A 12544-nucleotide genomic window follows, 5' to 3' on the forward strand; every position below is an offset into this window, starting at 1 on the left:
AACCTGATCGCCACCGCGCTGTGCGTGGCCGCGTGGGGCTACTTCCTGTATCAGGGCGTGGTCGATCCGCTCGGCGGCATCAATACGCTGTGGCCGCTGTTCGGTATCTCGAACCAGATGCTTGCCGCCATTGCACTGATTCTGGCGACCTGCGTGCTGTTCAAGCTCAAGCGCGAGCGCTTCGCCTGGGTCACGATCCTGCCGACGCTGTGGTTGCTTGCCTGCACGCTCACGGCCGGCTGGCAGAAGATGTTCGATCCGGACCCGAAGGTCGGCTTCCTGGCACACGCCGCGAAGTATCAGGCCGCACTGGCCGACGGCAAGCTGCTCGCACCGGCCAAGTCGGTCGCGCAAATGCAGCAGATCGTGTTCAACGATTACGTCGACGCCACGCTCTCCGGTGTGTTCATGTTCGTGGTGGTGGCCGTGGCGCTCTTCGGTGTGCGCACGATCCTTCAGGCGCGTCAGGCCAACAAGCCGACCGCCAACGAAACGCCGTTCGAACCGATGCCGGCGGGCCGTCAGGTCTGAGGCGTCAAGCACAGGAGGACGCATCATGCTCGATGAAGTCGGTAAGGTCGGACGCTATCTGGGACAGGCCATGCGGTTGATGGTCGGCCTGCCCGATTACGACACGTATGTGGCGCACATGAACGCCACGCACCCGGATCAGCCGGTCATGAGCTACGAGGCGTTCTTCCGCGAGCGGCAGGAGGCGCGCTACGGCGGCAAGAACGGCGGCCGATGCTGCTGACGGGCCGACGCTTGCGATAGCCTGCGACGCCTCAATCGTTCGCAACGCTCGAAATAAAAACGCCCGGTGGCTTTCCACCGGGCGTTTTTATTGGCGAAGCACCGCGTACGCGACGTCGAATTACATGACCTTCGCGCAGCGTGCGTTGGCAGCGCTGCGGCGATAGCCGTCGAACACCTGCGCGACGACACGCACCAGCAACCGCCCGGCAGGCAGAATGCGCAGCCCGTGCGCGTCGATGGCGACGAGACCGTCGGCCGCCAGATCGGCCAGCTCGCCCAACTCCCCCGCGAAGTACGAGACGAAGTCGATGTCGTGCGCCTGCTCGACGCTCTCGAAGTCCAGTGCCATGTGACACATCAGGCGTGAAATGACATCGCGGCGGATGCGGTCGTCGTCGTCGAGACGCACGCCACGCCGGACGGCCAGGCCACCGGCGTCGATGGCTTCGTAATAATCCTTCAGGGTCTTGGCGTTCTGCGCGTAACTGTCGCCGACGCGTCCGATGGACGACATGCCCACGCCGATGAGGTCGCAATCCGCGCGTGTGCTGTAGCCCTGGAAGTTGCGATGCAGGGTGCCGGCGGCCTGGGCGCGCGCGAGTTCGTCGTCGGGCCGTGCAAAGTGATCCATGCCGATGTAGACGTAACCGGCGGCCGTCAGACGCGAGATGATGGTCTGCAACAGGGCCAGCTTCTGCGGGCCGTCCGGCAATGCGTCGGGCAGGCAACGCTGCATCTTGAACTGCTCGGGCAGATGCGCGTAGCTGAAGACGGACAGGCGCTCCGGCGCCATCTCGATCACGGCGTCGAGCGTGTTCGAGAACGACTCCGGTGTCTGGTGCGGCAGGCCGTAGATCAGGTCGAAATTGACCGAACGGAAGCCGCTGCTGCGTGCGGCGTCGAGTGTTGCCTCGACCAGCGCACGGGGTTGCACGCGATGGATCGCTTCCTGCACGCGCGGATCGAAGTCCTGCACGCCGATGGACAGGCGGTTGAAGCCGAGCGCGCGCAGTGCGCGAATCGACGCCGGTCCGGCGCTGCGCGGATCGATCTCGATGGAGTACTCGGCGCTGTCGTCGCGCGTCATCACGAACTGGCGGCTGATCGCGTCGATGACCGACGCGATCTGTTCCAGCGACAGGAACGTCGGTGTGCCACCGCCCCAGTGCATTTGCGAGAGCACGCGTCCGGCGCCGAGCAGCGACGCCTGACGCGCGATCTCGACATGCAGGCGTTCGACGTAGGCGTCGGCGTGCGCGCGGTTGTTCGTCACGATCTTGGTGCACGCACAGTAGAAGCAGACGGTATCGCAGAACGGCACATGCACATACAGCGAGAGCGGCTTGCCGGTGCGTCGGGATTGCGCGGCGGCGCGCGCATAGTCTTCGGCACCGAAATCATCGCGGAACTGAAGCGCCGTGGGGTACGAGGTGTAGCGCGGGCCGTTCACGTCGTATCGGCCGAGCAGTCGCGCGTCGAAAAAGATCGGCGCGGCCGGGGCTGGACGAGCGGCGGGTTGGATCACTTGAGGTGCGTCGCGCCGCGTTTTGCACGGTGAATCACCGTGACCATTCGCACCGGCGCGCGACGCGCAACCCGGGCATCGGGTTTCGACGTGCGGATCATGGGAGGGGCGAGGAGGGCCGGACGTGACGGAGTCACTGGCACAGGACGTCGACAGCGGAGACAGGGCGGACATGGTGAGGCGCTTAACGGGACGGGGGACGGGATAGGACGGGATGGTCCAATGTAGCCCCGGGGGGCGCGGGCCGCACTGACCTGCGTCAAACACCTCGCAGGCGGCTCGTCGGCGACGCGGGACGGGGCTGAACGGACATCGCCGTGCAAAAACCGTCGTCGAAGGTGCCATTTTGCGCAGCAATGCCCCGAAATCGTTGCCACGACAGGCAATTTTTGGCCGCCTACGGTAAGCTAACGCCTGAATTGCGTCTTATTGACGTTCCCCGCCGTGTCGACACCCCTGGCGGCACGCGCGCGGCGCCCCCCGGACCGGTCCGGGGCGGCGGCTTGGCCGGTGCCTGCGGGTTGCGCAGATGCATCCCCGGTTCGCCCAAGCCTCACTTCGCTTGTCTTTGCCGGAACGACGCGGCACATCACGATTGGAAACAACATGGACCGTCTGCAATCGATGCGCGTTTTCGTCAAAGTGGCCGATAACGGGAGTTTCGCCCGTACGGCTGCCCAGATGGATCTGTCGGCCGCCGTGGTCACGCGTCACGTCGCGGAACTTGAATCGCATCTCGGCGTTCGCCTGCTCAACCGCACCACCCGCAGCCTGTCGCTCACCGGCGCGGGGCAGGTGTATCTCGAACGCTGCCGGCAGATCATCGACGAAGTCGACGAGGCCGACGCCCTCATCTCCAGTGCGTCACGCGATCCGAAAGGCACCCTGAAGGTCGTGGCGCCAGTCTCGTTCGGCCTGCGCAACCTCGCACCGCTGGTCAAGAAGTATCAGGAAATGCACCCGAAGGTCGTGGTCGACCTCACGTTGACCGACCGCGCCATCGATCTGGTGGAAGAAGGCTACGACTGCGGCATTCTGCTCACGCGCATGATCAACAGCGAAAGCCTGATCTCGCGGGTGCTGGCCGAGACACGCGTGATGCTGTGCGCCTCGCCCGCGTACATCGCCGAGCATGGCGAACCCGTGACGCCGCAGGAACTGGGCGAGCATGGCGTGCTGGGCTTGCCGAACGACTTCTGGAGCGACGACCGCGTGTTCGCCGGTCCGGATGGCGAAGTGCGCGTGCGCGTGCAGAACAAGTTCATCTGCAACAACACGGCGCTGCTGCGTCAGTCGGTGCTGCTGGGCCACGGGATTGCGTTCCTGCCGTCTTATCTGGTGGGCAACGACGTACGCGACGGCGATCTGGTCGCGCTGCTGCGCAACTTCACGCAAACGCCGGTCGACGTCTCGCTCGTGTACCCGAGTCGCAAGTATCTGTCGGCCAAGACGCGCGGCTTCATCGACCTGACGGTGGAATATTTCCGTCAGAACGAGGGCATTTCGGCCGCCGAGCGCTGGGTGCCACCCAAGCTGCCGTCGCCGACGACGCCGATCACCGAAATTCCGATGTAACGCGTGGGCGGCAGGGACGACGCGCGAACCGCCTGTTGTCCGCCTCCCGCCCAGGAAAAAACGGCCACTACCGTGAGGGAGTGGCCGTTTTTCGTTGCCCCGGTGAAGCGGGGCACTCAACGCATCAAGACGATCAGAACGGTGCGTCGTCTTCGTCGAAGCTGCCTTCGTCCGACTTGCCGGCCGACGCGGTCTTTGTGGCCGGCTTGGCTTTCGCGGTCGTCTTCTTGGCGGCGGCTTTCTTCGCCGGGGCCTTCTTCGCCGCGGTCTTGGCAGCCGTCTTGCGTGCCGGGGTGGCCTTCTCGTCACCTTCGGCGTCGCCGGCCTTCGCGGCCGTCTTCTTCGGGGCCTTGGCCTCGAATTCGAAGCCGATCGTGCCGTCCTTCTGCTTGGCCAGATACGCCTTGAACGTGCGACCCGTGCGCGACGACTTGAAGTTCGTCAGCAGATCCGTCTTCCCTTCGGTGAGCAGCTTGTGGATCTGCTCGCGCGTGATCTCCTGCTGGAGAATCACCTTGCCCGACGTGAAGTCGCAGGTCTTCGGATTGGCCACCGCGTTCTCGCAGACATAACGCATGCCATGCTCGAATACGCGCCCGCCGCACTTCGGACACTTGCCGACCGGCTCCTGTCCGGTGAAGTCCGGCGCTTCGCCGTCCTCGTCGCCGTTGTCCTGACCGAAGTCGAACTCCAGCTTGTAGCCCATTTCGTCATCGGGCGAGAGCTTCAGAATCGCCGAGAACGGACGCCCCATCTTGCTGCGGAAGCCCGACAGCGGTCCGATCGTCTTGTTCTTGAGCAGCTCTTCGACTTCCGGAATTTCGAACTGGCGTCCGCCCGGGATCTTCGAGATCGAGAAAGCGCAGTTCGTGCACGCGAAGCGGCGATAGTTCTCCTTGACCACCGCGCCGCAATGCGGGCACGGCGTGGTAAGCGTGGCGTAGTCGCCCGGAATCGTGTCCGAGTCGTACTCCTTCGCGCGCTTGACGATGGTCTGCGTCATCTGCGCGATCTCGTGCATGAACTCGTCGCGCTTGAGGCCGCCGCGCTCGATCTGCGAGAGCTTGGCTTCCCACTCGCCAGTGAGTTCGGGCAGCGTGAGTTCGTCCACGCCGAGGCCGCGCAGCAGCGTCATCAACTGGAAGGCCTTGGCCGTCGGATGCAACTCGCGGCCTTCGCGCACGAGGTATTTTTCCGTCAACAGACCTTCGATGATGGCCGCACGTGTGGCCGGTGTGCCGAGTCCCTTGCCCGCCATCGCTTCGCGCAGCTCACCGTCTTCGACGAGCTTGCCCGCGCCTTCCATCGCCGAGAGCAGCGTGGCTTCGCTGTAGCGCGCCGGCGGCTTGGTCTGCAAGCCCACGGCTTCAACCTTGTCCACGCCGACCTTCTCGTCCTTGGCGACCGGGACCAGGTTCGGCTGGTCTTCCTTGCCCTTGGTGTCCTTGCCGTCGTCAGCGCCTTCCTTGCCGTAGATGGCCAGCCAACCGGCCTGCACGAGCACCTTGCCCTCGGTCTTGAAGTGATGGCCGACCACTTCCGTGATGCGGGTCGTCACCTGATACTCGGCGGCCGGGAAGAACACCGCCAGGAAGCGCTTGACGACGAGGTCGTACAGCTTCTGCTCCGGCTCGGAGAGGTTCTTCGGCGCTTGCAGCGTCGGGATGATGGCGAAGTGATCGCTGATCTTGCTGTTGTCGAAGATCCGCTTGTTCGGCTTGACCCAGTCCTTGTTCAGGACCTGGTTCGCGAACTGGTGATAGTTGTTGCTCTCCTTGAGCACGGCCATCGTCTCCTTGACGGTGGCCAGATAGTCTTCCGGCAGCGCGCGTGCATCGGTACGCGGGTACGTCAGCACCTTGTGCTTTTCATACAGCGCCTGCGCCAGACCCAGCGTGTTCTTCGCCGAGAAGCCGAAACGGCTGTTGGCTTCGCGCTGCAGGCTCGTCAGGTCGAACAGCAGCGGCGAGAGTTGCGTCGACGGCTTCGATTCTTCCGTGACCGTGCCGTGCTTGCCGCGCACCGCCGCAACGACCGACTCGGCGGCCGCGAGGCTCCACAGGCGCGAGTCGCGCTGTTCCGGATCGAATTCGTTGCGCTTGAAGTTCGGGTCGAACCAGCGGCCTTCGTAGAAGCCCGCAGACGCCACGAACTCGGCTTTCACTTCCCAATAGTCGCGCGAGACGAACTTGCGAATCTTCTCTTCGCGCTCGACCACGATCGACAGCGTCGGCGTCTGCACGCGACCGACCGTCGTCAGGAAGAAACCGCCACCCTTGCTGTTGAAGGCCGTCATGGCACGCGTGCCGTTGATGCCCACGAGCCAGTCGGCCTCGGCACGGCTGCGCGCGGCGTCCGCCAGCGGCAGCATGTCGTTGTCGGTGCGCAGACGCTTGAAGCCGTCGCGGATCGACTGCGGGGTCATCGATTGCAGCCACAGGCGCTGGACCGGCTGCTTCGCCTTCGCGTGCTGCGCGATCAGGCGGAAGATCAGCTCCCCTTCGCGCCCCGCGTCACAGGCGTTGATCAGGACATCAATGTCCTTGCGCTTGATGAGACGTGTGAGCACCTTCAGGCGCGACTCGCTCTTGGCGATCGGCTTGAGGTCGAAGTGCGGGGGAATCACGGGAAGGTTCGCGAAGCTCCACTTGCCGCGTTTGACTTCATAGTCTTCCGGCGCGCCGATTTCGACGAGGTGGCCAACCGCCGACGAGACGACGTAGTCGTCGTTCTCGAAGTACTCGTCATGCTTCGTAAAGCCGCCCAACGCCCGTGCGATGTCGTTCGCGACGGACGGTTTCTCGGCAATGATCAGAGCTTTTGACATGACGTTAGGTAATGGTGAGGGGGTGTCGCCAAGCGACATTCGTTGGCTTTATAACATATAGCCAATCCGACGTTGCCGTCGGATCGGGCACAAGGCGTGCCTGGAAGCGGCACATCATAAGCGCGTCGCAAGCCGTCGGCAAGGGTGGGCGGGCGGGGCGCCCGGGCCGGCCGCAGCCGGTAGCGCCAGGGGGTGTTCAGCCCAGCAGATGTTCGCGCAGGGCGGGGGCGGCCACGGTGGCGTCGCCCAGCACGCGGGCGTCGAGCATGCGCTCGAGAATGCCGATTGCGGGTAGCACCGGGCCGAAAAAGCGCGCTTGCCCGGCAGGTTGTCCGCTGTCCTGCACCAGCAACGTCGGGAAATTCTCGATGTCGTGGTCGTCAAGCCAGTCGGCATGGGTCTCGATGTCCACCCAGACGAAACACAGGTCCGGACGACCGGCGGCCAGTTGCTCGAACGTTTGCGCGTATTCACGGCAGGTGCCGCACCACGCCGCACACAGACAGGCCACGAGGCGCGTGTTGCCATCGGCGAGCGCGGCGGCCAGCGCGGAACGGTCGGTGACGGGATCGAATACAGGCATGGCTCGGTGGTTTGGCTATCCGGGGTGGTGGCTGAAGCTATCGGGCGCCTCGTCGGGAAAACCGGCCGCCCGGCAGGCGGGCGACGTGGCCATCGAGTTCGAGCACGCCCAGATGGGCGAGCACCTCGGCGACGCCCAGGCCGGTGCGTTCGCAAAGGGTGTCCGCGCTGACCGGATCATACCCCAGCGATTCCACGACTGCTGCGAGGCCCGGCGGTCCATTGGTTCCCGCAGGGGGAGCGTCCGTGGTGGCATGGACCGTCGCGGCGCCCGGTATGTTCCCGGCGATACCGAGCGCCTCCAGCACATCGTCCGGCGATGCCGCCAGGGTGGCGCCATCGCGGATCAATCTGTGGCAGCCGTCGCTTTGCGGCGCGTGGATGGAGCCGGGTACGGCGAGCACGTCCCGGCCCAGTTCGCCCGCCAAACGTGCCGTAATGAGCGAGCCCGAGCGCGTTGTGGCCTCAACGACCAGCGTGCAGCGCGCAAGGGCGGCGATCAGCCGGTTGCGGCGGGGAAAGTGGTCGGGACGGGGTGGCGTGCCGATGGGAAACGCAGACATCAGCAGGCCGCGTTGCGCGATGCGCTCGGCCAGCGTGTGATGGCGCGGCGGGTAGACGATGTCCATGCCGGTGCCCACAACCGCGCACGTGCCGCCTGCCGTGTCGAGCGCGCCCTCGTGCGCGGCGGCGTCGATGCCCGCCGCCAGTCCCGACACCACGTTCACGCCGGCGTTGCCCAGCACCCGGGCGAAATGCCGGGCGTTGTCGCATCCCTGCGGCGTAGCCCGTCGGCTGCCGACCAGGGCCGCGGTCATCGGTCCCGACCGGTTCGGCAGCGCGATATCGCCCCGGCAGTACAGGATCGGCGGCGCGTCACCTGACGCCAGCAACGCGCGTGGGTAGTCGGGTTCGCAGAGCGTCACGACCGCGCATCCGGGCTGACGGGCCCATTCGAGGGTGCGGGTGATCTGCTCGTCGAGGTCGCGTGACGTTCGTGCGAGCAACCGGTCGACGGGGTCGGCAGGCAGGATTTCGGCCAACGCGGCGCGCGACATCCCGAAGATGGCGCCGGGCGGGCCGCACACCGTCAGCAGGCGCCTCACGGCGGCAGGCGGCAGGCCCGGGGTGTGGCACAGCCGCAACCAGTCCTTGATTTCCGCGCTGTCGGCACCGATATGTTTCCCATCGGGCGATACGCTGACGTTTTCCCCGGTCGGCGGAAAACACGCATCATCGGAAGCGCTCAACGCGCCCGAACGGCCTTCATGGCGGGGATCCCGGGCGGGCACGCCATCGCCGTGCGCCAGCGCCCGAGAGGGCGCTATGCTAAAATTTTTCATCATCCGGTAAGCATTGACCGGGGGGCCAGGGCAAGCTGCTGTGTGGCGCGAACGTTGTGAAAGTCGCGGCGCATCAGTCATCGCCCGATTGTGCGTGCACGGCCAACCGCGAGGCAATGCGGCGAATTCCCGTTTTTCATCATGGCATTACTGACAATTCTTCAATATCCCGATCCGCGTCTGCACAAGGTGGCCAAGCCGGTCGCCAAGGTCGACGACCGGATCCGCCAGCTCGTCAAGGACATGGCCGAGACCATGTACGACGCGCCCGGCATCGGCCTGGCCGCCACGCAGATCGACGTGCACGAGCAAGTCATCGTCATGGATCTCTCGGAGACGCGCGACGAACTGCGTGTGTTCATCAATCCCGAGATCGTCTGGCGCAGCGACGAACAGAAAGTCTACGAAGAAGGTTGCCTGTCGGTGCCCGGCATCTACGACGAAGTCGAACGTGCCGATCGCGTGAAGGTGCGTGCGCTCGACGAGAACGGCGAAAAGTTCGAGATCGACGCCGACGGCCTGCTGGCCGTATGCATCCAGCACGAGATGGATCACCTCAAGGGTCGCGTGTTCGTCGAATACCTCTCGCCGCTCAAGCGCAACCGCATCAAGCAGAAGATGAAGAAGCAGGTCGAGCGCGCCTGAGCGCACGGTCCGATCGCTTTGGGCGCCCCCTCACCGTGGGCGCGCCCGGTAAAGTCCTCTATACTTGCAGCGCTCGCGGGCCCTTGAGCCCGCTTTTTGCTGCTGCGACGGTGCGTCACGGAACGTCTGCCGTCGGGCCAACTCCCGACTGTTTGCCGAGATGTCCATCGCCATCACCTCGTCGTCTTCCCGCACCCGCACGATTTACTGGCTGAGCGCCGCGCTGCTGTTCGCTTTCCTGCTGGCTGGGCTGTTCGACCGCGATCCCTGGAAAGCCGACGAGCCGTATTCCGTCGGCATGGTCCTCAACTTCTTCCGTGGTCACGACCTGATCGTGCCGCGCGTGGCGGCCGATCCGTTCGTGGAAAAGCCGCCCGTCATGTATTGGACGGGGGCGTTCTTCGCACGGCTGGCATCGGGCGTACTGCCGGTTTTCGACGGCGCGCAGCTCGCCGTATTCGCCTGGCTTGTGATCGCCGTCATCTGTGTCGGACGCCTCGCGCAACGGCTCTACGGCCCCGAACATACGCACAACACCGACACGTTCAACTGGCTCGCGCCCATGCTGATGGTGGGCAGCTTCGGGGCCATCGAGAATATCCACAAGCTCACGGCCGACGTACCCCAACTGGCAGGTGCCGCTCTCGCGCTGGCGTCACTGGCGCGTCTGGCGAAGGCGGACAATTCGCCACGCCTGTGGGGGCTGCTGTTCGGCACCGGTGCGGGAATCGCGTTCCTGAGCAAGGGCTTGCTCGTGCCCGGCGTGCTGGCGCTCACTGCGCTCGCCGTGCTGGTCGTGCCGGCGTATCGCACACGTCGCTATGCCGTCGCCCTGGGCTGGGCGCTGCTCGCGGCGCTGCCCTGGGTCATCGTCTGGCCGGTCATGTTCTGGCGGGCGTCAGAACCGCTGTTCGTGGAGTGGTTCTGGGACAACAACTTCGGCCGGTTCTTCGGCTTCGTGCATTTGGGCGGTGAGCGCAAGTCGTACTGGAACGACGTGACGAGCCTGCTCGGCCTGACGTTCCCCGCCGGATGGCTGGCCGTCGGCGCCCTGATCGCCCAATGCCGCGACGGCGGCGTGCGCCGCTTCGTCGCGCAGCGGCCGGAACAGGCCATGCTGTGGCTGTACGTGGTGCTGTTCGTGCTGACGCTGGTCGTCTCGTCGGCGATTCGCGATATTTATATGTTGTCGCTCTTCCCCGCCATCGCGGTCCTTGGCGCGGGCGTTCGTCTGCCCAATTGGCTCGAGAAGACATGGTCGGGCGTGGCGCTGGTGCTCATGAGTGTGCTGGGCCTGTTCCTGTGGGTGCGCTGGGGCCTGCAACTGACCGGCAACGGGCATGTGGCGGCCGGGCCGATCGGCAAGTGGCTGCCGCTCGACTACGCGCTGCCGTTCTCGCCGGGGCTGGTGGTCGCCGCGCTCGTCATCGCCGCCCTGTGGGTGTCCGCGATCGTGCATCGCCGAGACCTGGGCGCACTCGTCTTCGGGTTCGCGGGGCTGATGTTCGTCTGGGGCACGCTCTCGACGCTGCTGCTGCCGTGGATCAACGAGGCGCGCAGCTATCGCACGCCGTTCGCCGCGCTGAGCGAAACGCTCCGGCGCAACGTGCCGTCGGTGGGCGCGAATGCGTGCATCGGGTCGTACAACGTCGGCGAGTCGGAGCGTGCCATGCTCGACTACTTCATCGACGTTCGCCCGGTGCAGATTCCGGATCTGGCCCAGGCGTCGCGTTGCGGCGTACTGTTGATGCTCGACAAGGCCAATGCGCGCATTCCCGCCCCGACGGGTTGGCGCGAGATCTGGGAGGGCGGTCGCGCAGGCGACACCAACGAACGTTTCCGCGCATTCGTCGCGCCGTCGGCGGTGCCGACGCTCAAGTAAGACATCGCAATTGCGCAATTTGGCAGGAGGAAGTTCGTCATGACGCTTCGCATCGTATTCGCCGGCACGCCGGAATTCGCACAGACCGCACTCGCCGCCATCGATGCCGCAGGCTTCCCCGTTGAGTTAGTGCTGACTCAGCCGGACCGGCCTGCCGGACGTGGCATGAAACTCCAGGCCAGCCCGGTCAAGCGCTACGCGCAGGCGCACGGCATGCCGGTCGCGCAGCCGCCGTCGCTGCGCCGCAACGGGAAATATCCCGAAGAGGCCGCAGCGGCCATCGAACAGCTGCGCGCGCTCTCGCCCGACGTCATGGTGGTGGCCGCCTACGGCCTGATCCTGCCGCAGGAAGTGCTCGATCTGCCGCGCTATGGCTGCCTGAACATTCACGGCTCGCTGCTCCCGCGCTGGCGCGGCGCCGCGCCGATCCACCGGGCCATCGAAGCGGGGGATACCGAGACGGGCATCACCATCATGCAGATGGACGCCGGCCTCGATACCGGCGCGATGATCCTGCGCGAAGCCGAGCCCATCGGTGACGACGACACGACCGCGACGCTGCATGACCGCATGGCGGCGCTGGGCGGCCGGCTGATCGTCGACGCACTGCGCCAGCTGGCGCGTGATGGCCATCTGCCGAGCGTGGCGCAGCCCGAAGCGGGCGTGACGTATGCCGAGAAGATCGCCAAGCAGGAAGCCGCGCTCGACTGGCGAAAACCGGCGGACGTACTGTCGCGGCAGGTCCGGGCGTTCGACCCGTTCCCGGGCGCGCTCGGCACGGTGCATGACACGGCGGTCAAGCTGTGGCGCGCCAGCCCTGTGGCCACCCGCGCGAGCGCGGCCCCTGGCACGGTGCTCGAAGTGAGCGCTGACGCCATTGTCATTGCCTGCGGAGAAGGTGCGCTACGCGTGACCGAATGCCAGAAGCCGGGCGGCAAGCGCCTGCCGGTTCGTGAGTTCCTCACGGGGTTTGCGCTCACTTCGGGCGACGTTTTCGTCGTTGCGCCGTCGCAGGCGACGTAATTCTGCGGTTTTTGCGTTCCGGGAGTCGCAACATTGCGAAAATGTCCTAAAACGTCCGCGAACCACCTGCGAAATCACGTCGAACGTCGGAAAAAAGTCTAAGCTGAAGCCGCTCGCCGTTGAATTTTCGTCAGCCGGCCCCATCTAACGCCCGAGGACGCGCAAAGTGCGTGTATTCCTCGGGTCATCAAGATTTGCAGAGGAGAACACTATGTTCAATTGGATGAAGACCACCCTGCTGATGGCGGCCATCACCGCATTGTTCATGGTGGTGGGCGGCATGATCGGCGGCAGGCAGGGCATGATGCTCGCGCTGGCGTTTGCGCTTGCGATGAATTTCTTCTCGTACTGGTTCTCGGACAAGATGGTGCTGCGCATGTACAACG

Annotated in this window: 10 protein-coding genes and 1 pseudogene; 7 read left to right on the forward strand and 4 right to left on the reverse strand. The window is 65.2% G+C overall.

What is annotated here, in order from left to right:
* On the forward strand, positions 1-531 hold a 531-nt coding region (locus tag ABWO90_RS24865), incomplete at its 5' end, for a carbon starvation CstA family protein (RefSeq protein WP_353193883.1).
* A 25-nt stretch (positions 532-556) separates the two neighbouring features.
* Positions 557-754, forward strand: a complete 198-nt coding sequence (locus ABWO90_RS24870) for a YbdD/YjiX family protein (protein ID WP_353193884.1) — start codon at positions 557-559, stop codon at positions 752-754.
* A gap of 120 nt (positions 755-874) precedes the next feature.
* Here the strand turns inward: ABWO90_RS24870 and hemN are convergent, their stop codons facing one another.
* A complete protein-coding gene (gene hemN / locus ABWO90_RS24875; RefSeq protein ID WP_502922702.1) occupies positions 875-2455 on the reverse strand; it encodes an oxygen-independent coproporphyrinogen III oxidase in 1581 nt (526 codons plus the stop codon).
* Positions 2456-2887: 432 nt separating this feature from the next.
* Here hemN and ABWO90_RS24880 point away from each other — a divergent pair, with 432 nt between their 5' ends.
* Positions 2888-3856 carry a LysR family transcriptional regulator gene (locus ABWO90_RS24880; protein ID WP_353193886.1) on the forward strand — a complete coding sequence of 323 codons (969 nt, stop codon included), beginning with the start codon at positions 2888-2890 and terminating at the stop codon, positions 3854-3856.
* Between the two features lie 133 nt (positions 3857-3989).
* Here ABWO90_RS24880 and ABWO90_RS24885 read toward each other — a convergent pair whose 3' ends face one another.
* The 3 genes from ABWO90_RS24885 to dprA form a co-directional block, all read right to left on the reverse strand.
* On the reverse strand, positions 3990-6683 hold the full coding sequence (locus tag ABWO90_RS24885; protein ID WP_353193887.1) for a DNA topoisomerase III: 2694 nt from the start codon (positions 6681-6683) through the stop codon (positions 3990-3992).
* A gap of 196 nt (positions 6684-6879) precedes the next feature.
* Positions 6880-7266, reverse strand: coding sequence for a thioredoxin family protein (locus ABWO90_RS24890; protein WP_353193888.1), 387 nt, complete (start codon positions 7264-7266; stop codon positions 6880-6882).
* A gap of 37 nt (positions 7267-7303) precedes the next feature.
* A complete protein-coding gene (dprA, locus tag ABWO90_RS24895) occupies positions 7304-8557 on the reverse strand; it encodes a DNA-processing protein DprA (RefSeq protein ID WP_353193889.1) in 1254 nt (417 codons plus the stop codon).
* A 192-nt stretch (positions 8558-8749) separates the two neighbouring features.
* Between dprA and def the strand changes: the two genes are divergently transcribed.
* From def to ABWO90_RS24915, 4 genes and pseudogenes are all read left to right on the forward strand, one after another.
* Positions 8750-9253, forward strand: coding sequence for a peptide deformylase (gene def / locus ABWO90_RS24900; protein ID WP_353193890.1), 504 nt, complete (start codon positions 8750-8752; stop codon positions 9251-9253).
* 160 nt (positions 9254-9413) lie between these two features.
* Complete coding sequence (locus tag ABWO90_RS24905; protein ID WP_353193891.1) at positions 9414-11135, forward strand: ArnT family glycosyltransferase; 1722 nt, start codon at positions 9414-9416, stop codon at positions 11133-11135.
* A 39-nt stretch (positions 11136-11174) separates the two neighbouring features.
* Positions 11175-12158, forward strand: coding sequence for a methionyl-tRNA formyltransferase (gene fmt / locus ABWO90_RS24910; protein WP_353193892.1), 984 nt, complete (start codon positions 11175-11177; stop codon positions 12156-12158).
* 211 nt (positions 12159-12369) lie between these two features.
* Positions 12370-12544, forward strand: a pseudogene (locus ABWO90_RS24915) (protease HtpX); the annotation flags it as partial.

The organism is Pandoraea pnomenusa, from assembly GCF_040391475.1.
Taxonomy (GTDB): domain Bacteria; phylum Pseudomonadota; class Gammaproteobacteria; order Burkholderiales; family Burkholderiaceae; genus Pandoraea; species Pandoraea pnomenusa_C.

Coding starts and splice junctions, on each gene's coding strand:
- fmt (WP_353193892.1), top strand. CDS start 11,175: ATGACGCTTCGCATCGTATTCGCCGGCACGCCGGAATTCGCACAGACC.
- ABWO90_RS24870 (WP_353193884.1), top strand. CDS start 557: ATGCTCGATGAAGTCGGTAAGGTCGGACGCTATCTGGGACAGGCCATG.
- ABWO90_RS24905 (WP_353193891.1), top strand. CDS start 9,414: ATGTCCATCGCCATCACCTCGTCGTCTTCCCGCACCCGCACGATTTAC.
- ABWO90_RS24890 (WP_353193888.1), bottom strand. CDS start 7,266: ATGCCTGTATTCGATCCCGTCACCGACCGTTCCGCGCTGGCCGCCGCG.
- ABWO90_RS24880 (WP_353193886.1), top strand. CDS start 2,888: ATGGACCGTCTGCAATCGATGCGCGTTTTCGTCAAAGTGGCCGATAAC.
- def (WP_353193890.1), top strand. CDS start 8,750: ATGGCATTACTGACAATTCTTCAATATCCCGATCCGCGTCTGCACAAG.
- hemN (WP_502922702.1), bottom strand. CDS start 2,455: ATGTCCGCCCTGTCTCCGCTGTCGACGTCCTGTGCCAGTGACTCCGTC.
- ABWO90_RS24885 (WP_353193887.1), bottom strand. CDS start 6,683: ATGTCAAAAGCTCTGATCATTGCCGAGAAACCGTCCGTCGCGAACGAC.